This window comes from Roseobacter sp. TSBP12 (genome assembly GCF_009129705.1).
Taxonomy (GTDB): Bacteria; Pseudomonadota; Alphaproteobacteria; order Rhodobacterales; family Rhodobacteraceae; genus Celeribacter; species Celeribacter baekdonensis_A.
Genome location: NZ_PYIB01000041.1, coordinates 167,039 through 190,648, shown reverse-complemented (window position 1 = coordinate 190,648; position 23,610 = coordinate 167,039). Strand labels below are relative to the sequence as shown.

At 58.0% G+C, this 23,610-nt stretch carries 18 protein-coding genes, 1 tRNA gene and 1 pseudogene; 8 read left to right on the top strand and 12 right to left on the bottom strand.

Annotation, left to right across the window (positions count from 1 at the left end; translation table 11 throughout):
- The first annotated feature begins 74 nt into the window (after positions 1 to 74).
- The 3 genes from C8029_RS12560 to C8029_RS12550 all read left to right on the top strand — a co-directional run bounded on the left by C8029_RS12560 (position 75) and on the right by C8029_RS12550 (position 2,186).
- Positions 75 to 275 carry a heavy-metal-associated domain-containing protein gene (locus C8029_RS12560; RefSeq protein ID WP_009572483.1) on the top strand — a complete coding sequence of 67 codons (201 nt, stop codon included), beginning with the start codon at positions 75 to 77 and terminating at the stop codon, positions 273 to 275.
- Between the two features lie 70 nt (positions 276 to 345).
- On the top strand, positions 346 to 1,194 hold the full coding sequence (locus C8029_RS12555; RefSeq protein ID WP_040402454.1) for a 2-dehydro-3-deoxygalactonokinase: 849 nt from the start codon (positions 346 to 348) through the stop codon (positions 1,192 to 1,194).
- Complete coding sequence (locus tag C8029_RS12550; protein WP_152002999.1) at positions 1,191 to 2,186, top strand: aldose epimerase family protein; 996 nt, start codon at positions 1,191 to 1,193, stop codon at positions 2,184 to 2,186. Before C8029_RS12555 ends, C8029_RS12550 begins: the two co-directional genes overlap by 4 nt.
- Here C8029_RS12550 and C8029_RS12545 read toward each other — a convergent pair.
- Positions 2,183 to 3,418, bottom strand: coding sequence for a urate hydroxylase PuuD (locus C8029_RS12545; RefSeq protein WP_009572480.1), 1,236 nt, complete (start codon positions 3,416 to 3,418; stop codon positions 2,183 to 2,185). The two genes, C8029_RS12550 and C8029_RS12545, sit on opposite strands and share 4 nt — an antisense overlap.
- A gap of 4 nt (positions 3,419 to 3,422) precedes the next feature.
- Positions 3,423 to 3,782: a hydroxyisourate hydrolase gene (uraH, locus tag C8029_RS12540; protein WP_152002998.1), complete on the bottom strand. Its 360-nt coding sequence runs from the start codon at positions 3,780 to 3,782 to the stop codon at positions 3,423 to 3,425.
- Positions 3,783 to 3,933: 151 nt separating this feature from the next.
- Here uraH and puuE point away from each other — a divergent pair, with 151 nt between their 5' ends.
- Genes puuE through C8029_RS12525 form a run of 3 tightly spaced genes read left to right on the top strand, consistent with a single transcriptional unit; the run spans position 3,934 to position 6,682 of the window.
- Positions 3,934 to 5,379: an allantoinase PuuE gene (gene puuE / locus C8029_RS12535; RefSeq protein ID WP_009572478.1), complete on the top strand. Its 1,446-nt coding sequence runs from the start codon at positions 3,934 to 3,936 to the stop codon at positions 5,377 to 5,379.
- A complete protein-coding gene (locus tag C8029_RS12530) occupies positions 5,376 to 6,203 on the top strand; it encodes a bifunctional allantoicase/(S)-ureidoglycine aminohydrolase (protein ID WP_009572477.1) in 828 nt (275 codons plus the stop codon). The genes puuE and C8029_RS12530 overlap by 4 nt, the downstream gene beginning before the upstream one ends.
- Positions 6,203 to 6,682: an ureidoglycolate lyase gene (locus C8029_RS12525; RefSeq protein ID WP_009572476.1), complete on the top strand. Its 480-nt coding sequence runs from the start codon at positions 6,203 to 6,205 to the stop codon at positions 6,680 to 6,682. The genes C8029_RS12530 and C8029_RS12525 overlap by 1 nt, the downstream gene beginning before the upstream one ends.
- A 63-nt stretch (positions 6,683 to 6,745) precedes the next feature.
- Here C8029_RS12525 and C8029_RS12520 read toward each other — a convergent pair.
- Positions 6,746 to 10,323, bottom strand: a pseudogene (locus C8029_RS12520) (hydantoinase B/oxoprolinase family protein).
- 194 nt (positions 10,324 to 10,517) lie between these two features.
- Between C8029_RS12520 and C8029_RS12515 the strand changes: the two are divergent.
- A tRNA-Met gene (locus tag C8029_RS12515) sits at positions 10,518 to 10,594 on the top strand.
- Between the two features lie 168 nt (positions 10,595 to 10,762).
- Positions 10,763 to 13,465, top strand: coding sequence for a DUF2339 domain-containing protein (locus C8029_RS12510; RefSeq protein ID WP_152002997.1), 2,703 nt, complete (start codon positions 10,763 to 10,765; stop codon positions 13,463 to 13,465).
- Between the two features lie 21 nt (positions 13,466 to 13,486).
- Here C8029_RS12510 and C8029_RS12505 read toward each other — a convergent pair whose 3' ends face one another.
- The 9 genes from C8029_RS12505 to urtC form a co-directional block, all read right to left on the bottom strand.
- Positions 13,487 to 14,497, bottom strand: coding sequence for an ABC transporter ATP-binding protein (locus C8029_RS12505; RefSeq protein ID WP_009572473.1), 1,011 nt, complete (start codon positions 14,495 to 14,497; stop codon positions 13,487 to 13,489).
- Positions 14,497 to 15,783 carry an MGH1-like glycoside hydrolase domain-containing protein gene (locus tag C8029_RS12500; RefSeq protein WP_009572472.1) on the bottom strand — a complete coding sequence of 429 codons (1,287 nt, stop codon included), beginning with the start codon at positions 15,781 to 15,783 and terminating at the stop codon, positions 14,497 to 14,499. The genes C8029_RS12505 and C8029_RS12500 overlap by 1 nt, the downstream gene beginning before the upstream one ends.
- Positions 15,780 to 16,991: a carbohydrate ABC transporter permease gene (locus tag C8029_RS12495; RefSeq protein ID WP_009572471.1), complete on the bottom strand. Its 1,212-nt coding sequence runs from the start codon at positions 16,989 to 16,991 to the stop codon at positions 15,780 to 15,782. The genes C8029_RS12500 and C8029_RS12495 overlap by 4 nt, the downstream gene beginning before the upstream one ends.
- Positions 16,988 to 18,235 carry a carbohydrate ABC transporter permease gene (locus tag C8029_RS12490; RefSeq protein ID WP_152002996.1) on the bottom strand — a complete coding sequence of 416 codons (1,248 nt, stop codon included), beginning with the start codon at positions 18,233 to 18,235 and terminating at the stop codon, positions 16,988 to 16,990. The genes C8029_RS12495 and C8029_RS12490 overlap by 4 nt, the downstream gene beginning before the upstream one ends.
- Positions 18,236 to 18,307: 72 nt before the next feature.
- Entirely contained in the window at positions 18,308 to 19,657 is a 1,350-nt protein-coding gene (locus C8029_RS12485; protein WP_152002995.1) for an ABC transporter substrate-binding protein, read from the bottom strand.
- A 24-nt stretch (positions 19,658 to 19,681) separates the two neighbouring features.
- Positions 19,682 to 20,797 (bottom strand): LacI family DNA-binding transcriptional regulator, encoded by a 1,116-nt coding sequence (locus tag C8029_RS12480; protein ID WP_226946319.1) that lies wholly within the window; start codon positions 20,795 to 20,797, stop codon positions 19,682 to 19,684.
- A 137-nt stretch (positions 20,798 to 20,934) separates the two neighbouring features.
- Entirely contained in the window at positions 20,935 to 21,633 is a 699-nt protein-coding gene (gene urtE / locus C8029_RS12475) for an urea ABC transporter ATP-binding subunit UrtE (RefSeq protein ID WP_009572467.1), read from the bottom strand.
- Between the two features lie 13 nt (positions 21,634 to 21,646).
- Positions 21,647 to 22,387: an urea ABC transporter ATP-binding protein UrtD gene (gene urtD, locus C8029_RS12470; RefSeq protein ID WP_009572466.1), complete on the bottom strand. Its 741-nt coding sequence runs from the start codon at positions 22,385 to 22,387 to the stop codon at positions 21,647 to 21,649.
- A complete protein-coding gene (urtC, locus tag C8029_RS12465) occupies positions 22,384 to 23,610 on the bottom strand; it encodes an urea ABC transporter permease subunit UrtC (RefSeq protein ID WP_009572465.1) in 1,227 nt (408 codons plus the stop codon). Before urtC ends, urtD begins: the two co-directional genes overlap by 4 nt.

Here is a 23,610-nt window from a genome sequence, read left to right as displayed (position 1 = left end):
ATACCATGAGGGCAAGGCACCACGCCGTGACATAGCGCCCTATCCCTCTTTCCCTTCTGCACGAGGTCAAATGAATGTCTGTCTTTTCCGTCCCCGATATGAGCTGCGGCCATTGCAAAGCCGCGATCACCGAAGCGCTTGAGGCCGTGGACGACACAGTTGAAATCTCCGTCGATATGGACGCGCGCGAGATTGACGTGTTTTCCGAGGCGGGTGATGAGGCCATTCTCACCGCGTTGAAGGCGGCGGGATATCCGGCAGAACTGAAAAGCTAGTCCGCCACCATTGCACCCTATCGCTCTGCGCGCTAACGCTGAGATCAAGGGCAAAAGCATGGGGATGACAATGACCACGCCAGACTGGATTGCCGTCGATTGGACCGCGCTCGGTTTGACCGTTTGGGGCATGAACGCCGAGGGATCGGTTTTGGCCGAGGCCAAGGCAGAGGCCCCGACCGACACCGCCGGGTTTGACACCGTGCTCGCAACGATTTTGCAGGGCTGGGCCATCCCCGCCAGCACACCGATCGTGGGCGCTGGCCGCTTTGCCCATGCGCCCCGTCCGGTGCCGTGTTTGGCGATGCCGGAGCATTTTTCCGCCACCTCGCCGCTGTATTTCCCGGCCCTGTCCCAACAAGAGCCCCGCCATGTGACCCTTGGCATGGAGGCGGCGATTGCTGGATTTGTGGCCCAGAACCCAAAATTCGATGGCGTTTTATGCCTGCCCGGTGCGCGCATGACGGTGTGGGCGCATATCTCGGCCGAAGAGGTCGTGTCGTTTCGTTCGGTCGCAACCGGGCTGATCATGACCGGGCTGACACAGCAGGCAGGTTTTGACACGCTCCTGTCCGGCGAGGCCTTGGACCAAGCGGTCTTTACGGATGCCGTCTCGGATGCAATGTCGCGGCCCGAACAGGTCAGCTACCGCATCGCCTCGCTCGAGGCCGAAACCTATTTGGGCGCTCTCGCCCCTGCGCGCGCGCGCGCCACGGCACTTGGCCTTTTGATCGGGGCGGAACTGGCGGCGACGCGGCCCTATTGGCTGGGTCAACCGATTGCTCTGATTGGCGATGCCGATCTGCGCGCACCTTACAGGCTGGCCTTGGACGCGCAATATGCCATGATCACCGTCTATGACCGTACAGAAATGGTCCGTGCAGGGCTTTACGCGGCTTTCAGGAAGGCATTTGGATGATTGCGCCCTTTGGCACAACGAAAGCGGGGCGTCCGGTGGACGCCATCACGATCAGCGCAGGCGATTTAACCGCCAAAATCCTGACCTTTGGGGCGATCCTCAATGATGTCCGTCTCCAAGGCGTGCCCTATGGGTTGACGCTTGGGTCCAACGACCTGGCCGCTTATGACCGTGGGCCGATGGATTATTTTGGCACTTTGGTCGGTCCTGTGGCCAATCGGATTTCGGGGGCCTCTGCCACGCTCGATGGGCAGGTGTTGACCTTTGACGCCAATGAGGGCGAGACCACGCTGCACGGTGGCACCGAGGGGATGCACACCGAGATTTGGCAGATTGCCGATCACACAGACCATTCGGTCACGCTGACGCTCACCCTGTCCGACGGCAAAGGCGGCTTTCCCGGCACGCGCCAGATCACCGCTCGTTACGAGGTTGAAGCCCCCGCGACATTGCGCCTGCGCCTATCGGCCACAACCGACGCGCCGACCTTTATGAACATCGCCAACCACTCCTATTGGTCACTGGATGGCCGCGCCACCACCGAGGGGCATTGGCTGAAACTCAACGCGGATCGCTATACGCCGGTCGATGCCCGGATGATTCCAACAGGGGTGTGTGATGTGGTGGGCACTGGGTTTGACCTGCGTGAGGGACGGGTTTTGCGGCCCTCGGACGCCCAACGCTATGACCACAATTTTTGCCTCTCGGATCAGCCCGGCGAGATGAAACAGGCCGCTATTCTCAAAGGCGAAACCGGGGTGACCCTTGTGATGGAGACGACCGAGCCGGGGCTACAGGTGTTTGACGCAGCGCCGATTGACAGTGGCACGTTCTCCGGTCATCGCGACGTGCCCGAGGTAGGGTTTTGTGGTGTGGCCTTGGAAGCGCAACGCTGGCCCGATGCGCCAAACCAGCCCACGTTTCCTTCGGTGATTTTACGTCCCGGTGAGACCTATGCCCAAGAGACCCTCTGGCGGTTTTCGAAAGACTAACCGTCCAGCCCCGCCTCATACCATTTGCGGATCATCTCGCGGCTCTCGTCATCCATATAGGTCAGATTGTTCGGCGGCATGGCATGGGTAACGCCAGCCTGAAGCCAAATCTCTTTCGCCATCGTCGCGATCTCTTGCGAGGTTTCCAACCGCACCCCTTTGGGCGGCGAGGCCATGCCCTGCCACACGGGTTCGCGGGCATGACACATGGAGCAGTTGCCCAACACGATGTCATGCACATCCTCAAAACCTTCGGCACTGGCGAACCTCTGCGCTGCCGGGCCAAACACGGCGGCCTCGTCGCCATCTTCTTTGTCCTGAAGGAAAATCCCCGCCGTCGACAACCACATGATCGCCGCGAACAACCCTGCCGTCAGGCCCCAGGTCCACCACAACATGCCACCGCGTTTGTGCATGGTGTTGAAGAAATGGCGGATCGTGACCCCCATCAAAAACACCAGCGCCGCGATGATCCAATTGTATTTCGACGCAAAGGCCAGCGGATAGTGGTTCGACAGCATCATGAACAACACTGGCAGGGTGAGGTAGTTGTTATGGGTTGAGCGTTGCTTGGCGATCTTGCCATATTTCGGGTCCGGCGTGCGGCCTTCGACCAAATCTTTGACCACGATTTTCTGGTTCGGGATGATGATAAAGAACACATTGGCGGTCATCACCGTGGCGGTAAACGCCCCAAGGTGCAGGAAGGCGGCGCGACCTGAAAACACTTGGGTATAGCCCCACGCCATGATCACAAGCACAACATAGAGAAACAGCATCAACCGGGTGTTGTCGTCGCCAAATTTGCTTTTGCAGACAAAATCATAGGCGATCCAACCAATCGTCAAAGAGGCCAGAGACAACCCTATCCCGGCCCAAAGCGGCATGTCGAGCACATTGGGATCAACGAGATAGAGCTCGGCCCCCAGATAATAGACCACGAACATCAAGGCGACGCCCGACAGCCATGTCGCATAGCTTTCCCATTTGAACCAGATCAGATCGGCGGGCATGCGCGCCGGCGCGACCATGTATTTTTGGATGAAATAAAAGCCGCCGCCATGGACCTGCCATTCTTCGCCAGACACGCCTTGGCGGCGATCCGTGGAGGGGCGCAAGCCCAAATCCAGTGCGATGAAATAAAACGACGAGCCGATCCACGAGATCGCCGTGATCACATGAACCCACCGCAAGGCGAACTCGGCCCATTCCCAAAAAATCGCCAAGAACATGCGTTCAACTCCCCCGATATGTTGAGTAGCCAAAAGGTGATAACAACAACGGCACGTGGTAATGCGACTCTGGATCTCTGACACCGAAAAGGATCGGAATAATGTCTAAAAACAACGGCTCTTCCCCGCCCTGCCCTGAGGCGCGCAGATAATCACCCGCCAAAAAGATCAGCTCATAGGTTCCGATTGAAAACGACTCTTTGGGCAGGATCGGACTGTCTGTTCGACCATCCGCATTGGTGACCATCTCCGCCAAAAGCTTGCGGTCACCTCCGCCCAAGTCATATAATCTGATCGTCAGACCCGCAGCCGGAACACCGCGCGCCGTGTCCAAAACATGGGTGGTCAAAAACCCGGAAGTCATGTGTTTCTTGCTCATTTTCAATGCGTTTCTCAAAAAGGCTGGCCTATGATGAAGGAAAGGGCAATCAATCTTTTGCACTTCCCCGACGGTAAACGTAGAAAAAACAAGCGAAAGCCTACCAATTAGTCAAAATTCACGAAGGCCTCTCAAAATGCAAAAATATCCGCCGCGTTATGTCCGAAATATGCAGGGCTATGGGGCCAACGCGCCCGATCCGCAGTGGCCCGGCGGCGCGAAAGTGGCTGTGCAATTTGTGCTGAACTATGAAGAGGGTGGCGAGAATTGCGTGTTGCATGGCGATGCCGCGTCTGAGGCGTTTCTGTCCGATATTGCTGGAGCCGCCATGTGGCCCGGACAGCGCCATTGGAACATGGAAAGCATCTATGAATATGGGGCGCGGGCCGGGTTTTGGCGGCTGCATCGTTTGTTCACCGGGGCCAAAATTCCGGTGACGATTTACGGCGTCGCCACCGCTTTGGCCCGCAGCCCGGAACAGGTTGCCGCGATGCAAGACGCGGGTTGGGAAATCGCTTCGCATGGCCTCAAGTGGGTCGAACACAAGGACATGCCCGAAGCCGAAGAGCGCGCCGCCATTGCCGAGGCGATCCGGCTACACACAGAGGTCACGGGCGAACGGCCCAATGGTTGGTACACCGGGCGGTGTTCGGAAAACACCGTGCGTTTGGTCGCCGAAGAAGGCGGATTCGACTATATCTCTGACACTTATGATGACGACTTGCCCTATTGGATCGAGGTCGGCACACGGGATCAACTGATCATCCCCTACACGCTTGAGGCCAATGACATGCGCTTTGCCACGGCTCCCGGCTATATCACCGGCGAACAGTTCTATACCTACCTCAAAGACGCCTTTGACGTGCTCTATGCCGAAGGCTCTGAGGCGACGCCGAAAATGATGAGCATCGGGTTGCATTGTCGCCTGATCGGCCGCCCCGGCAAACTCGCGGGCCTTAAGAAGTTTATCGACTATATCCAAGGGTTTGATGGCGTTTGGACACCGAAACGCATCGACATTGCGCGGCATTGGGCCAAGACCCATCCGCACAGCCGCAAGCCCCGTCCAAGTCAAATGACGCGCGAAGATTTCGTTGGCACATTTGGCAGCATCTATGAGCATTCCCCATGGATTGCCGAACGTGCGTTTGATCTGGAACTCGGGCCCGCTCATGACAGCGCTGTCGGCATCCATTCCGCGCTGTTTCGCATGTTCCGCTCGGCCTCTGAGACGGAAAAGCTCGGCGTTTTGACGGCGCACCCGGACCTCGCCGGGAAACTCGCCGCCGCCAAACGCCTCACGGCGGAAAGCACGGCAGAACAAGCCTCCGCCGGGCTGGATGCCTTGACCGACGATGAACGCGCCACATTCGAACGCCTCAATTCGGACTACACCGAAAAATTCGGCTTCCCCTTTATCATCGCCGTGAAAGACAATACCAAAGACAGCATCCTTGCGGCGTTCAAAACCCGTCTGGAGCACTCACGTGACACCGAATTCTCTACGGCCTGCGCCCAAGTCGAACGCATCGCTTGGCACCGTCTGGTCGACCTGTTTAGCACCATGGAACACCCTGAATGACTTACGCCTTCCCCCCCGGCGGCTTGCCCTCTCAAAGTGAAACCCCCGAAAGTACGGCGATCTTTACACCGGCTTACGCGGTCATCCCCGCCTCTGTGCAACGCGATATTGTCACCAGCTTTCTACCCGGCTGGCACGGCATGCGCATGTGGGTTTTGGCGCGCCCGATGACAGGCTTTGCCGAAACCTTTGCCCAATATGCGGTCGAATTGGCTCCTGGTGGCGGCACCTCTGAGCCTGAACCGGATCGTTTGGCCCAGGCGGTGATCTTTGTGGCCTTTGGCGAGCTGCGTCTCTCGATCGGCGGAGCGCGCTCAACCCTCACGGCGGGACATTTCGCCTATATCCCCGCAGGTGCGGTTTGGGAGATTTGGAATACCTCCGAAACCCCCTGCGGCTTTCACTGGGTCCGCAAACGGTTCGAACATATCGCAAGCCTCAATCCGCTCGAAGCCTTCACCGTGCACGAAACCGACGTCCCCAAAAGCGAGATGCCCGATTGCGATGGCGTTTGGGCGACACAGCGGTTTTTCGACCCTTTCGATCTGCGCTATGACTTCCATGTCAATATCGTCAATATCCTGCCCGGTGGCCGCATTCCCTTTGCCGAAACCCATGTGATGGAACACGGGCTTTATGTGCTCTCGGGCACAGCTAAATATTTGTTGAACAAAGATTGGGTCGAGGTCGGCCCCGGTGATTTCATGTGGTTGCGCGCCTTTTGCCCGCAAGCCTGTATTGCCACAGGCGACGCGCCGTTTCGCTATCTGCTCTATAAAGATGTGAACCGCCACGTTTCTCTTGAACTTGCCGGTCATCGCTGATGAACCGCAAGATCACCATAACGCCTTTGACGGCCAAAGCCTTTGCCCCCTACGGCGATGTCTTGGAGGCCCGCGGCGCACCCGACAAACTGATCAACGCAGGCAAATGTGGGCGATTTCATGATCGCGCCAAGGTCGACGTAATGGAGGCCCGTGTTGGCATTTCGATCTTCAAAGCCGATCTGCGCGCTCTGCCCTATACGTTTGATTTGATTGAAAGACATCCCGAGGGATCGCAAGCGTTCATTCCGATGTCGGACGATCCGTTTTTAGTGATCGTCTCTGACGGGCCGGAAACCACGCCCAAAGCGTTTCTGACGGATGGCACCCAAGCGATCAATTTTCACCGGGGCACATGGCACGGGGTTTTGACGCCGCTCGCGGGCAATGGGTTGTTCGCCGTGATCGACCGCATCGGTGAGACGCCGAATTTGGAAGAACATGTGTTCGAGACACCTTGGGTGGTGACGCGCGGCTAATGGTCGGGCCCCTTAGGATGCCTTGGCCGGGAGTATTTTTCTACACTGAAAACAGCGGCGCCGCTATGCCCCAAAGCCCCCGCCCCCCGGCGTTTCCATGACGAAGATTCCGCCTGCGGGAAGATCAATTTCATCGTTGCCTCGCAAATCGACGCGGATGCCATCGGGCAATTCGGCCCAATTGCGACCTACTTGCCCCGGCGCGCCCCCCGCCACGCCAAAAGGCGGAATAACCCGATGCGAGGACAGCGTTGTGACCGTCACCGGCTCCAAAAATTGCATCCGCCGCACCGCGCCATTGCCACCGTGATGCGCCCCCGCGCCGCCCGATCCCTGACGAATGGAGAATTCCAAAAGCCGGACCGGAAAGCGCGATTCCAACACTTCGGGATCGGTCATCCGCGTGTTGGTCATATGGCTTTGCACCGCGTCACAGCCGTCAAAATCCGGCCCCGCCCCGGTGCCGCCCGCGATGGTTTCGTAGTTCTGAAACCGCGCATTGCCCCAGACGAAATTGTTCATCGTGCCTTGTGATCCGGCAATCACGCCGAGCGCGCCGAACAGCGCATTACAGGCGGCTTGCGACACTTCGGTGTTGCCCGCGATCACGGCGGCGGGGGTGCGCGGGTTGAGCATCGAGCCTTCGGGCACCTTGATCGTCAATGGCGTCAGGCACCCCTCATTGAGCGGGATATTTTTGCCCACCAGTGTGCGAAACACATAGAGCACCACGGCGCGCGAAATCGACAGAGGCGCATTGAAATTACCCTCTTGTTGCGGCGAGGTTCCGGTGAAATCGACGATGGCGGAACGGGTGCCGCGATCGACCGAGATGGCCACCTGGATCTGCGCACCGCTGTCCATTGGATAGGTGAAGGAGCTGTCCGAGAGCCGGTCAATCACGGCGCGCACAGAGGCTTCGGCATTGTCTTGGACATGTTGCATATAGGCGGTGACGGTGGCCGCGCCGTAGCGCGACACCACCCCCATCAAGGCACGTTTTCCGGTTTCATTGGCGGCCACTTGGGCCTGAAGATCGGCGATGTTTTGGTCTATATTTCGAGCCGGGTAGCGGCCAGAGGCCAAGATTGCGCGAAGATGCGCCTCTTGGAACACACCGCCTTTGAGCAGGCGCGTGTTTTCGATCACGACGCCTTCATCTTCGAGGCTGCGACTGTCGGGCGGCATCGAGCCGGGGGTCCGCCCACCGACATCGGCATGATGGCCGCGCGAACCGAGCCAAAACGCGGGTTCACCGTCCAAAAACACCGGCGTGACCACGGTAATATCGGGCAAATGCGTGCCGCCACGATAGGGGGAGTTGAGTACAAAAGCGTCGCCTTCCGCCACATCCGGGTTGAGCTGCATGACGGTTTGGATACTGTCGGACATCGACCCCAAATGCACCGGGACATGCGGCGCGTTGGCGACCAAATGACCCTGCGCGTCAAAGATGGCACAAGAGAAATCGAATCGCTCTTTGATGTTCACCGACCATGCGGTGTTGGCCAAGGTCGCGCCCATTTGATCGGCCACGGACATGAACAAATTCGACATGACCTCGAGCAGAATCGGATCGGCGTCTGTGCCCACGGCAGCCATGCGCGTGGCGGCGGTGTCGCGGGTCAAAATGAGATTGCCGAACCGATCCAACTGCGCCGCCCAACCGGGTTCGACGAGATTGGTTCCGGTTGGTTCTGAAACGACAGCAGGACCGATGATGACGCTGTCTTGGGGCAAAGTTTGGCGATCATACAGCGGCACCTCACCCCAACCTTCGGCACGAACCGTGACATGCGCTTTGGCTCTGACGGCATCTGTCGGCATCGGCTGCGGTGTGGGCGCTTCGCCAGTGTCACCGATGGCTTCGACGGCAATCATGTCAAGGATGAGATCACGGCCCGGAGGCGCAAAACCAAAACGCGATTTATGCGCATCTTCAAATGCTTGGGTCATATCTGATGCGGCGCCAAACGGCACATCGAGGGTTTGATGCGAGCCTGTGTAGCGCAGATGCGCCCGGGTCAGAATGCGGATGTTCGACAGGCCTTGGGCGGCGACTTCGGCCTCTGCTTCGGCCCGCAACCGAGCGACTATGGCCTCAGCCGGAGCAAGGTTCGAGAGCGGACAATCCGCCTGTGCCTCCCGCAGGCGCGAATGTCAGCCAAGCCCATGCCATAGGCCGAAAGCACGCCGGCAAACGGGTGGATCAGCACCCGCGTCATGCCCAAAGCATCGGCCACGAGACAGGCGTGTTGCCCGCCCGCGCCGCCGAAACATTGCAAAGTATAATCGCTGAGATCATGGCCGCGCTCGACCGAGATTTTCTTGATCGCATTGGCCATATTATCGACCGCGATTTTCAGGAAACCTTCGGCAACCTGTTCCGGGTTGAGCGACTGTCCGGTGGCCGCGTTGATCTCTTGGGTCAGGGCCGCAAAGCCGCGCTGGGTGGCTGCCAAATCAAGCGGTTCAGTGCCATCCGGGCCAAAGACAGGCGGGAAATGATCGGGCGACAGCTTGCCCAAAAAGACGTTGCAATCGGTGACCGTGAGTGGCCCGCCACGCCGATACGAGGCAGGCCCCGGATCGGCCCCCGCCGACTCTGGGCCGACCTGAAACCGCCCATCGCGAAAGGTGCAGATCGAGCCACCGCCCGCCGCAACCGTATGAATATCCATCATCGGCGCGCGCATTCGAACGCCTGCGACTTCGGTCTCAAAAGAGCGCTCATAGAGCCCCGCATAATGGGACACATCGGTGGAGGTGCCGCCCATGTCAAAGCCGATGAGACGATCAAACCCCGCCGCCTCGCCCGTGCGCACCATGCCAACAATGCCGCCCGCCGGGCCGGACAGGATTGCATCGCGACCTTGGAACAGCGCCGCGTCGGTGAGACCGCCGTTCGATTGCATGAACAACAGCCGTTCGCAGGCGTGCCCTAAAGAAAGTGCCGATGCGACCTGATCGACATAACGGCGCAGAATGGGTGAGAGATAGGCGTCAACCACAGTGGTGTCGCCACGCGACACCAGTTTGGCGAGGCGGGACACCTCATGCGAGGTGGAGATTTGGGTGTAACCAATGGCGCGGGCGATCTCGGCCACGCGGGCCTCGTGATCGGGGTTCAAATATGCGTGCAAAAAGGCTATGGCAACCGCGCGCAACCCCGCGTCATAACCCGCTTGCAGGGCGGCGCGTGCGGCCTCTTCGTCCAGCGGCGTGACCACACAGCCATTGGCATCAAGGCGTTCGGGAACCTCGACCACCTGTTCGTACAAAAGATCGGGCCGCTTGATATGAAGGGCAAACAGATCGGGTCGGGTTTGATAGCCGATCCGCAAAAGGTCGCGGAACCCTTCGGTCATAAGAAGCAAAACCCGCTCGCCTTTGCGCTCCAAAAGCGCGTTGGTGGCAACGGTCGTGCCCATTTTAACGGCGCGAATGCGGCCTTGGGGAATCGTGTCGTCAAAGCTCAGGCCAAGCAGATCGCGAATGCCCTGTTCCGCCGCATCGACATAGCGCTCGGGATTGTTGGAGAGCAGCTTATGGGTGTGCAATGTCCCATCCGGTGCGCGCCCGACGACATCGGTAAACGTGCCGCCGCGATCAATCCAAAACTCCCACTGTGCCGCGCCCATCCGTCGAAATCCCGCCCTGATTGTCGTCCTTAGGGCGAACCTATTGGATCATCTCCCAAGCAACAAGCCGACAGAGGCATAGAGCCCACAGGTCGCAAAAATCAGATCGCGATTGGAATGCACAATTTGTTCGGGATCTGGCGCAATTTCCCTCTTGACCCCCTGCGCCCGACCGACTAACTACGCGGCACTTCGGCGGTGTAGCTCAGTTGGTTAGAGCAGCGGAATCATAATCCGCGTGTCCGGGGTTCGAGTCCCTGCACCGCCACCATCCCTCCCAAGTCAAATCCAACATCAACCGCCCGAGCATATCAGGGCTGGGTCCAATATCGCGACACAGGGTAAGGCCCGCCTCGTCAGCTTGACCCGCCACGGGTCTAGACTTTCATAAAAAGCTCTGCTCAAACACTATGATGTTTTTCATATGTGGAATGGGTCTTTGGAAGCTCTGCTTGTTATTCTTGCTGTTTTGGTTGCCGCAACGCCGATCGCCGTTGTGTATCTTTTGATCTCTAACGCCAATTTGAAAAAGCGCCTCACAGCTCTTGAAACGCGGCTGCATGACGGCAAGGGCGCCACCTTGATCCAAGCGACTGCGCCCCATGATCTCGCGCCCACGGCCTCACACGTACCGCCGGACCCAGAAAACTCAGTCGAGCCAAAAACAGACACAGTCACCACAGCCCAAGTTCAGACCGAACCAACCCCCGAAGCCCCGTCGCAAGCGGTGGTCTTTAACGCGGACAACGTGCAGGCTCTGGTCACATGGCTCACGAAGAACTGGTTCTACGTGGCCTCGGCCTTATCCTTGGCGTTGGCCGGTATTTTCCTTGTGATCTACAGTGTGGAGCAGGGCCTTTTGCCCCCCGCCGTGCGGATCACCGCCGCCTTTGTGTTTGGTGGAGCTTTGGTCGCGGCCGGTGAATATATTCGTCGGCGTCACGGCGATGATGAAAGCAGCAGCACGGCCTATTTGCCATCGACATTCTCGGGCGCGGGGATCGTCACCCTCTTCGCCTCCGTGCTTGCGGCCCGCCTGTTGTACAATTTTATCGGCCCAGAAGTGGCGTTGATTGGCATGGCAATCGTTGGGGCTTTGGCCCTGATTTTAGGGTGGTTTTACGGACCGTTTTTGGCCGCTGTCGGTGTGATTGGGGCGATGATCGCGCCCTTTGTCATCGGCGGAGCCTCTGACACCCCGTCCTTCTTGTTGCTGTATTTCTTCATCATTTCAGCCGTTGGGCTGTCCATTGACACCCTGCGCCGCTGGGCGTGGGTGTCGGTCATCTCCTTGGTCGCGGGGTTTGGCGCGGGCACGATGTTGATGCTCGCAGCCGGTTGGCCGGTGCCGCTCTATTTCACGATGTACTGCGCAGTCTTGGCGGTGATCGCGATTGCCATTCCCGTGCGCAAATGGATGCCAGACCATACCGGAACCCTGCTCAGCCTGACCGTGTTCTCCAGAGAAACCGACATCGCTTGGCCCGAATTTCCCGTACGCCTCGCAGGCGGTTCGGTCCTCACATCAAGCGGCCTCATTCTCTTTGCCGCACTTGAAACCACCCATGTCGATTTGTTCTGGACGGCTGTGGCCATGCTGTCCCTGCTCACGCTCGCGGTCCTGATTTGGGCGCGCGAAGCCCCCGCACTTGTGGACTTGGCCATTCTACCCGCGGGGGCGTCGGTTGCGATTGTCGCCTCAAACGCGCGGCTGTGGCAATTATCGCAAGACTTAGGCTCTGATTTTCAGGCGCCGCAGATGTCCCTTATGGCCAGTATCGTCGTGGCCATCGGGCTTTTGCTATCCATCGCTGGCGCGTGGCGATCACTGCAAAACGGTCCGGCACAGATGTTTGTCGCCCTGGGGGCCGCAACCTTGGCCCCCGCTCTGGCCATCGCAATGGAGGTGTTTTGGCACCCCGCCGACAAACTGGGCACTTACGCTTGGGCCCTACATGCGATGATCATTGGCGCGGTCATGGTCGGCATGGCGGAACGGTTTGCCCACGCTGACGGCCCCGAGCACCGTGAGCGCATGTCCTTTGCTATCCTCTCCGCCTTAGCCTGTATCGCCTTTGCGATGATCATTATGTTCAGCTCCAGCGCCCTGACCACCGCCATCGCCCTGACGATTGTCGCGGCGGCGTGGCTGGACCGGAAATTCAACCTGCCGCTGATGAGCCTCTACATGCTTGCGGGCGTTGTTTTCGTTGGGTATCGGTTGGTCATCGATCCGGGCAAGGACTGGGCGATTGAGGCCCCGCTTGCGGATATGCTTTTGTCCCATGGCGGTGCGGTTGTGGCCTTTGCTGTGTCCTATGTTTTGGTGAAAGCCGCACAGCGTCAAAACGCCATGATCCTGTTGGAAAGCGCCGTGTTTTCCTCACTCGGCATCCTTGTGTCGATCCTGCTCTATCGCGCCATCGTCAGCCTGAGCGGCGTGAATGATGTGGACAGCCATTGGGCCTTTGGCATCGGCGCAACGATTTGGATCGTGCTGGGCATGGCGCAACTGCACCGGGTACAGATCGGCGGGGCTTTTGCCATGGTTCGGCTCGGCCTTGGGAGCCTCTTTGTGTTGCTCGGCGGCTTCCTTGTCCTGCTGGCAATCACCGTTTCAAACCCGCTGTTCGACTCCTATGCCAACCTCATTTTGGGACCGAAAATTTTCAACACACTGATCCCGGCCTACCTGTTGCCAGCCCTCGCCCTCGGCGCCGGAACATGGCATTTGCGCATGATCTCAAAGCCACAAAAGATGGCATTCCTTGGCGCCGCTTTGGCCCTTGCCGGGCTGTGGTTGGTTCTGACGATCCGCCATTTCTGGCGCGGTGCCACGGGCATGGAATGGCCCGGAATGGATCAACCTGAACTCTACAGCTACACCGTTGCCTTGCTGGTGATCGGCGCGGGCGTGTTTTATCAATCCCTCGCTCGCCCCAATGCCACGCTCCGTAAAGCCGGACTGGTGTTTATCGGTCTTGCTGTGGCCAAGGTTTTCTTCCTGGATATCAGCGGCCTCGGGGGTCTTATCCGCATCTTCTCATTGCTGTTCTTGGGACTTTCTCTGGCGGGCCTAGCCTGGCTCAATCGCTGGGCAGCGGCACGCACCGAGACCGCCCCTCTCGCCAAGGACGAGTAGGGGTGCCAGGCCGCGGGCACCTTAGCGAATGGCAAGCCCGTCTGCGTCAAACAGATGGGTGCGGCCTTCGGCGAATTTAAGGCCAACCTTTTCGCCCGGTTGATGCGCCGCATCGCCCAGATCGCGGATGGTCATTTGGCCTGCGCCGTTTTCGATGTCGATGATGACATAGGTGTCGGCCCCCAGATATTCGACCACATCGACCACGCCGTCGATGTCGCCTTGCCCTGCGGGCACGATGGTGATGTGTTCGGGGCGCACGCCAAAATCTTTCGCGGTTTCGCCCAGTCCTACGGCGGTGGCCGGGATCACATTCATTTTGGGCGAGCCGATGAATTGCGCCACGAACAGGTTTCCGGGGCGTTCATATAGCTCTTTCGGCGATCCGACCTGCGCAATTTTACCCGCTTCCAAGACAACGATGCGGTCGGCCAAAGTCATGGCTTCAACCTGATCATGGGTGACATAAATCATCGTTGAAGCCAGTGAGCGGTGCAGTTTCGCCAATTCATACCGCATCTCGACCCGCAGCGCGGCATCCAGATTGGACAGTGGTTCATCAAACAAAAACGCGGTCGGGTCGCGCACGATGGACCGCCCGATGGCAACGCGTTGTCGTTGACCGCCGGAAAGGTCTTTGGGCCGCCGATCCATGTAATCGGTCAGCTTGAGCACATGTGCGGCCTCATCGACCTTTTGGGCGATCACCTCTTTCGGCTCACCCGCCGCTTTGAGCGCAAAACCCACATTGTCACGCACCGACATGTGCGGATAGAGCGCGTAGGATTGAAACACCATGGCAAGGCCGCGTTTGGAGGGTGGCTCCGAGGTGGCATCGCGATCACCGACAAAAATCTTGCCGCGCGAGGTCTCTTCCAATCCTGCGATCATCCGCAACAGGGTGGATTTGCCACAGCCCGAAGGCCCGACGAAAATGATGAATTCGCCCTCTTCGATCTTAAGATCAACGCCTTTGATCACCTGAATAGTGCCGAACCATTTTTCGACGGCCTGAAGTTCAATACTCGCCATTACTCTGTCTCCTTGCCTGCCGTTTGCACTGCCGCGCGGTCCTTGCCGCACCATGTCAGCCAAATCGCGGCGGTCCAGCCAAAGGACGCGCCGCCACAGGGCGTGCCGTCCATCGGATCATAATATTCCCAAAATCCGCCCGCCTCGATCAAAGCCGCGGTTTCATTGCGCAGGCGCGTTTCAGCCTCGTTCCGCCCCATGTCGGTCAGCCCCATGGCGATCAGGGAATTGACCACCGGCCACGTTGGCCCGCGCCAATACCGCCTTGGATCAAAGCGCTCCGACTCCGGGTCGGCAGAGGGCACACCAAAGGCAACCTTGTCCCAAATCCGGGCAAAATGCGCATCCAACGCCGGACGAGACACCCCCGCGAAATAGGCCAGAAATGCGCCGGACCCGAGCACATTGGCGGACTGGCCCGTGCGCAGATCATAGGCGTCAAACCACCCTTTCTCGGCGTTCCATAACTTTGAAGCTCCCTCACGAAGCTGGTCGTGTTGCGCGCTCAAATCGGCGGTGTCTTCGCCCAAGATCCGGCCAATTTCGATCAGATCAGAGAAAGCCCGCAACAGCACAAAGGTGATGCCGGGATCGGCCATCAAAAACGGCCCGTCCTCATACATCGCGCGATCGTTCCAATGAACCGAACGGCCAAAGGCCAGGATCGCGAGATAGCGGTCATAATCCCATTTCAATGGGCGCTCGTCGGCGTTCACATGGCCAGTGTCGCGCCGGGTGTAAGGATCGTCCTCATTGATCTGCACCCCCTCCATGCCAATGTCCCAATCCGGGCAATTGTCGCGCCCGGATTCCCACGGATGAATGATCGCCACCGGCCCATCTTTGCAGCGCTCGCGCATCCACCACGCATGCCACGCGACCAGCTTTGGGTAGAGGGTTTTGAGATGCGGCAGGCCCGCTTTTGGGTCCATCTCGTAGAGTTTCAAAATCAACGTAGCAGCCACGGGCGGTTGCGAAATCCCAGAGGTCGGCGGCGTCTGCGTTGCGCCCCACACGCCCGGTCCGGGGAAGTAATCCGGGTCGGGATTGTGGAAAATAATATGCGGGACCATGCCCGTATCCCATTGAGAGGAAAACAAAAGATCAACCTCTTGCCACGCGCGCGCCATATCAAACGTGCCATAACCCCAGGCCGAAAACATGCTGTCCCAATTCCATTGATAGGGATAAAGCCGCGCCGTTGGGATGGTGTAGCCGCCGCGATCATTGCCCAAAAGGACATCGCGCGCCGCTTGATCAAGGGGGTTTTCGATTGCCGATGTCATCCTTTGACACTCCCTGCCGTAAGGCCTTTGGTCATGAATCTTTCCAGGCCTAAAAACAGCGCCATGATCGGCACCGTCGCGATGACCGACCCAGCCATCAGGTGTTGACGCGGAATTTCAGACGAGTTGAGCGAGGCAATGCCGCGCGTGAGGGTGAATTTGGATGGATCATCCAAGAGCATGAAGGCCAAAAGGAATTCGTTCCAGGCGATCATAAAGACGTAAAGCGACACCGAGGCGAGCGCGGGCAGTGAGAGCGGCAGGGTGATTTTCCAGATCACCTGAAGCCGCGACAGACCGTCCATCAACCCCGCCTCTTCGATCTCCGCAGGCAGGCCGCGAAAGTAGCCTTGGAGCATGTAAAGCGCCACCGGGATGGTCGTGACCGGATAGATCATCACGATGCCGGTGATCGAATTGCGCAGACCCATCATCGAAAAGCCGATGTAGATCGGCAGCGCCAAAACGATCATCGGTACCATGTAAATCAACAAGATAGAGCGCGAAAACGCCACCTGTCCACGAAACCGGAGCCGCGCCACGGCATAGGCGCCGGGGATGGCAAAGGCCAAGGTGATCAGAACTGTGAGCACCGAAATGTAGAAAGACGTCCACATGTAAGAGCCGAAATTGAACTCTGTCATCAGCTCGGTATAGGAGCGGAACAGCCCCCAGCCCTGAGACAGATCAATCGAGAAATCGAGCGGATTTTGCATCAGCTGCGATTGGTTTTTGAGGCTGGTCATCACCATGACATAGAAGGGAATGACCACAATGGCAGTGAAGAAAATATAGCCGAACCCTTTGAGCGCCATGATCACAGCGCCCTCGAATTCATGCCGCGTGAGCGTGCCCATTGGGAGGTCTTCGACAAAACGCACCATCGGCCAACCGATCCCAACGCCCAAAAACAGCGCTGCCGCAAGACGCGCGACCAGGGAGACATTTCCAGTCAAAACCGGGCCTATGCCGAGGCTGAGAACCGCAAAATAGACGATGCAAAGAGCCGCCACGACAACACGCATATGACCCCGTCCAACCAGTACAAACCCGGTGAGACCACCAAAGAGCAGCGACCACAACAGCGACGGGCGAAAGGCCTCGCCTGTGGCAAAACTCATCGCCACAGCAACCGTGACAGCGAGGACAAAGGTCCAAAGCGCGCCCAGAAGCGGGCCAGTGAGAGATCCGAACCGGAGCATTTTCATAGCCCTTCCTCCTTTGAGATGACTTTGAAAAAGAACACGGAGAACAACAAAAGACAGGCGAAAATCACCACGGCCACCGCCGCCCCCGCACCGATGTTGGAGACGGCAAAGGCCTGTTCATAGACATTGACGGTCAAAACCCGCGTACCAGCATTGCCACCCGTCAAAAGGAAAATGTCGTCGAATTTGTTGAAGGTCCAAATGAAGCGCAACAGGAACAGCACCGAAAGAATGCCCAACAGTTGCGGCATCGACAGATACCAAAACTGTTGAAACGGTGACGCGCCGTCCATGTCGGCGGCCTCATACATATCGGTCGGGATGGATTGCATCCGCGCCAAAATGAACAGAAACGACAGTGGAAAATAGCGCCAAATCTCAAACAAAGTGACCATGATCAGCGCCAAGGGCCGCTCGCCAAAGAAATTTATCGCGCCTTCGGTGACGCCCATTTGGATCAAAAGCGCATTGGCAGACCCCGAGAACGGATCAAACAAAAGAATCCACGCAAAGGCCACGGCGATGACGGGCGCCACATAGGGGAACAGATACAACCCACGTAAAATGCCTTGGCCACGAAACGAATGATTGAGCAAAAGAGAGGCGAACAGCCCCATGATCATCGCGCCCACTGTGCCGAAGATGGTGTAAAATAAGGTCACTCCCAACACCGACCAGAATTCGCCTCCGTCAAAGACGGATACAAAATTCTTAAGTGTGAAATCGCCATTGGTGAGGACAAAGGAGGCTTTGCCGTCAACCTCAACGGGGCTGGTCTCAACGTCGGTGGCTTGGTCAAAAAACGCCTGTTCGGTCACCACGGGGATGGTCAATGTGTCACGAAAGCCGCCCTCCCAATCGCCTAAATCACAACGCAGCATCGCGTCCGAAACCGTACAGCGCGGATCAAGATCACCCACAATGCTCAGACCTACAGGCCAGCTATCGGTAAGCGTGACCCCGGTGATTTCAGATTTGGGAGAGGAGTTGCGCAAACGGTAGCGCAACGTCGCTTCATCCCCCGCCACGCTGGGTTTGCCACGCAAATCCTCGCGCACAATGGCCTCCGGCGCGCGCAGATCAGAGAGCGAGACGGGTTTGACCGAAATCCAGAAAATCGCCAAAAGCGGCAGGATCACCACAAGAGAAACGGCGGTGATGGTTGGGGCCAAAAGCCCCCAAGCAAGGCGCGCCTCGGTCCGAGCCAATGGCCCGGCCCCGCGCGGAGGTCCGATGTCCGACATGGTGTCACCCCGTGTCCGGTGTAAGAAAAAGCGGGGCGATCCTACCGCCCCGCAGGAGAGCAAAGAGGGCGCTTATTCGATTGCGCCAAGCTCTTTGTTCATCTCCGCCACGGCGGTGGCTGCATCAACTTTGCCGTCGATATATTCGCGCACAACGCGGTTGATGACCTGAGAGTTGATCATTTTGGACGCCAATGCGAGCTGGCCGTCTTTGACGCCCCACCGCTGCGCCACATCCAAACCGCCGACAATTTCGTCGATCATGTCTTGCGCATAAAGCTCACCCAAGGGGGCTTTGCGATCGACGCCAACCGGGAGTTCCGCCCAGGCCTTGGAAAACGCTTCCGGATCTTCGGCATTGCCGCGCCGCACCGGGAATTTTCCTTCGGGCGCGATCGACAGGGTTTGGGTGTAGCCCTCGTCCATCGAATATTTTACGAACTCTTCCGCCGCGTCGGTGGACGCATCTGAGGTGATGCCGAAATACCGAATGTCCCCCCATGCCGCGCCATCGGGATTGGACGGGCCGGAAAAGGTGGTGACGATACCGGTTTTAGAGGCCAATTCCGGCGATGTTGGGTCATCGTTGATCGTGGGCGGGGCGCTGTCGCGCAGGCCTGCGAGTTCATCAAGGATAAACGGCGACCAGATGATCATCGCGGCATTGCCCGAGAAATACAGCGTGCGCGATTGATCCCAATAGAGATCGCCCGGAGGCGATGCATCCGCAATGGATTTATAAAAATCAAGCACTTCTGTGGTTTTCGTGACATCAAGCGGTTTGAACCCATCGGGACCGACGGGGCTGACGCCATTGGCCAAAAACACATGTTCGAGCACCTGAGACATAAAGTTTTCGTCGACCTTGGTCGCGGCAACAAAGCCATACATTTCGGGCGGATTGTGCAATTTGGCCAAAGCGGCCTCAACCGCGGCATAAGACGTCGGCGCGGCAAGTCCCGCCGCGTCAAACAGGTCTTTGCGATAGATGATCATCTGGGTCCAACCATCGACCGGAACGGAGGCATAGCCATCGTCAATCGCCGCCATTGCGAGCGCACCGGGGGCAAATGTATCGACACCCAACTCTTCGATCACGTCGGCGGCCGCGTCTGTATCAAGGATTCCGGCCTCGGCCCAAGGCAGCGCGTATTGCAACGGGTGGTAAATCACATCCGGCAAATCACCCGCAGCAAACGCCGCGGTCGCTCGGGTGCCGAGATCGGATTCGGTGACCGGGATAACCTCGACCGTGTGGCCGGTTTTGGCCTCAAAATCTGCGGCCATCGCCTCTTGCCGAGCCAAACGCTCGGGCTGTTCTTCGGTGGTCCAAAACCGCAGCGTATCGGCGGATGCGCCGAGGCTGGACAATGCCAAGGCGGTGGCCGCCGTTGTCATAAGTGTCAGTTTGGTAAGTCGCATGTCTCTCTCCCTAGATGAGTTGCGTCAGATGTTTTGTGTGGCCCGTCGTTGGGCCAATGCGTGCACCAGTTGCTCTGGCGTCAGTTTTGGATGTCCTGTGGAGCCGCCGGGGCGAAATTCGGCCCGGATCAAGTGTTGGGCAACAGGCGCATTGGGATCGCGGATACGCGCGATGAACATTTCGCCCAAAGTCGCCCCAGCTTTGCGGGTATCAACGGCGAAACTGGCCAATCTGGGCCACATGGCGGAGGCTTCGGGCGAGCCGTCGTAACCGACGACCGACAGATCCGCGCCAATGGCCAAGCCCAGTTCATTGGCAACATCATAGACCCCACGCGCCAAACTATCCGTGGCACAAATGATGGCGGTGGGCGGGGTGCCGAGCGCCAAAAGGCGGCGGGTGGCAGCACTTGCCTGCTCCGGGGACAGTGCGCCCTCTTGCATCAGATCGGGATCAAACCCCAACCCCATCGCGTCGATGCCAGCTTTGTATCCGTCACGGCGCATGTGCGAAAAAGCATAGTATTCGGCACTGCCGATATAAGCGATGCGCCGATGCCCGAGATCGGCAAGATAGCTGACTGCTTCGGCCATGGCAGCTTCGCCTTCGACATCAAAATAGGACATGTCTTTTGAATTTCTTGGCCGCCCATAACAAATAAACGGGGTGTCCTCACCTGAAAGGCTTGCGATCCGCGGATCGTCCCAAAGCACACGCGGCAAGATAAACCCATCGGCTTTTTGATGCACAACCAGATCGCGCATGATGCGCAGCGTGTCGGCGTCATTTTCCGCCGTCGCAACGGTCAGGGTCCAGCCCTCTTTCGAGGCGGCTTGGGTCAATCCGGCCAAAAACTCGGCCAAAAAGGGGCGGTGCGCATCATGTTCGGACAATTGGATGACAAGTCCCAAAGAGCAACTACGCCCGGTTTTGATCGCTTGGGCGTGGCTCAGCGGGCGATATCCCATCGCATTTGCGGCGCGAATAACGCGCACACGCGTGGTTTCAGCAATGTCAGGATACCCGTTGAGGGCACGGGACACGGTGCCTTTCGTCAGACTCAGTGCCTGCGAAAGATCGCTGATCGTCACCCGCCCATTGTCGCGGGAGCGTCGATCTAATTTGACGTCTGACCACACCTGATTCGCCTCCTCGGCCCCACACTGGGCCTCCGAAACCGGTTTCGGCAACGGCTTTTTATCAAACAGTCTGATTTTGCGGCGCGGCATGTATGCTGCGCCGCAGAGTCAGAAGTCTTTGATTGGCGATGAAAATCTCAGGCGATGCGGAAGGTTTTGGCCGCCTCTTCTTTCGAAATCTCGGATTTTGAATGGCGAGAGGTCACCCGACCGCGTTCCATGAACACAAGCTGATCCGCGAGGTCATAGGCAAATTCAAAATACTGTTCGACCAAGACAATCGCCATGTCGCCCCGGTCGCGCAAAAGTGCAATGACGCGGCCAATTTGTTGAATGATGTTGGGCTGAATGCCCTCGGTCGGCTCATCCAAAAGCAACAGTTTCGGCTTGATGATCAGGGCACGAGCAATGGCCAATTGTTGTTGCTGCCCCCCCGAAAGATCACCGCCGCGACGGTGCATAAACTCCTTGAGAATGGGGAACAGTTCGAACACCTCATCAGGAATAAAATGTTCGGATTTTGGCAGGCAGGTGAAACCAGATTCCAAGTTTTCCTTCACTGTCAAAAGCGGAAAAATCATCCGGCCTTGTGGCACCACCGCAAGGCCCTTTTTGGCCAGTTCATGCGCCGGGGCCCGCCCCACGTCTTCGCCATCAAGCATCATGGTGCCACCGGAGCGCGGATGGGTGCCACAAATACCTTTCAACAGCGAGGTTTTGCCAACGCCATTGGTGCCCATGACACAGGTGACCTCGCCCGCGCGAGCGGAAAGATCGACATCGTAGAGGATCTGAGAGCCCCCATAATGCAGTGAGAGATCTTTCACATCGAGCATGGTATTCTCTCCTTTAGCGGCCAAGATAAACGTCAATCACGTCTTTATTTTGCGTCACGTGATCAAGAGACCCTTCGGCCAAAACCGATCCTTCGTGCAAAACCGTGACCTTGCATTCAAGGCGGCGCACGAAATCCATGTCATGTTCAACCACCACAACGGCACGGGTTTTGGCGGCCTCTTTGAGGATGTCTGTGGTGTGTTCACGCTCACCCAAGGTCATCCCAGCGGCCGGTTCATCGACCAGCAAAAGCTGCGGATCCTGGGCCAAGAGCATACCAATCTCCAACCATTGTTTTTGACCGTGAGACAGCTCGCCGGATTTGCGCTCCAGCTGATCGGAGAGACCGATTTCGGAGGCAAGCGCTTCGACCTTGGCGAGGTCCTTGAATTTGGGTTTGAAGAACAGCACCGACCACGGCGAGCGGTCATTTTTGACCGCCATGAGGAGGTTTTCAAACACGCTTTGATCCTCAAACACAGTGGGACGTTGAAATTTACGCCCAATGCCGATGCGGGCGATTTTGGCTTCGTTCATGCCAATGAGATTTTTCGACATATCGCCCCAAAGCACAGAGCCTTCGTCGGGTTTGGTTTTGCCCGTCACGATGTCCATAAATGTGGTTTTACCCGCGCCGTTCGGCCCAATGATGGCGCGCATTTCCGCGGGACCGATGGAAAAGGAAAGGTTGTTGATCGCTTTGAATCCGTCGAAAGACACGGAAACGCCTGAGACTTCTAAAAGCTGGCTCATTGCTCCGCCTCCTCTTCGCGCAAACTGCCTTGGTCGGGGCCAAGCGGCGCACCTTTGCGGTCGGGGGACAAGCGCCCGGAGATCAGATCAAACAACCCGCCGATGCCTTTGGGCGCGAACAATGTGACGAGGACAAAGGAGAGGCCCAAAAGCACCTGCCACCAATCGACCCATTTGATCGTGTAGAATCCGAGGTTGATATTGGGGGCTTGACCGCCGGTGAAATAGGTCGAGACAAGCGAGACCACACCCGCGCCGATCACCGCACCATAGATGCGGCCCCTGCCGCCGATGGCGACCCACACCGCGAGGTAGATCGAGGCAATGGGCGCGATTTCAGCCGGGTTGATGATCCCTGCTTGCGGATAATAGAGCGCGCCGCCGATGCCCGCGATGATCGCGGTGAGGACAAAGACGAAGAGTTTGAACCCCTCGACCGAATAGCCCAAAAACCGCACCCGCGCCTCGTCATCGCGGATGCCGCGAATGACCGAGCCGAATTTGCCGGAGACGACGAAATTGGCGATGAGATACGTGACAAGCAAAGCAAAAGCCGACGCCCAGAAGAACCAGATCGACACCGCATCCTGGGAGACCGCATCCAGTCCGGGTAGGTTTTGCAGGCCCGAAAGGCCGTTGTTGCCGCGCAAACCACTGTCGTTTTGGAACAGGTAGAGCGAAAGGGCGAGGGTCATCGCTTGGGTGAGGATCGACAGGTAAACGCCGGTGACACGCGAGCGGAAGGCGAGCCACCCAAAGACCAACGCGAGGAGGCCCGGAACCAAAACGACCAAAGCGATCTGGGCCCAGAAACTATGGGCGAACATCCAGACCAGAGGGAAATCGGACGAGCCGACAACGCCAAAGATTTGCGTGCCAACGGCGTCTTTGATCTCCAGCGCCGTGGCGGGAATGTCAGCGGCGGCCATGCTTTCGACCACGATGAGTTTGGTGCGTGCGAACATCAGCCACATGCCGATCATATAGCCACCAAGGCCGAAAAAGGCGAAATGGCCGAGCGACAGAATGCCCGTATAGCCCCAAACCAAATCCATCGAGATCGCCACCAAGGCGAGACACAGTGTCTTGCCCAGTGTTTTGACGAAAGAAGTCGAAATCGCACCTGTTCCATAGGCCTCCGACAGGAACGTGACCGCGAGGGTAAAGATCAGCAACGTGGCGATAAAGGCCGGAAGCGAAGGGTATTTTTTCAAGAAATCCAT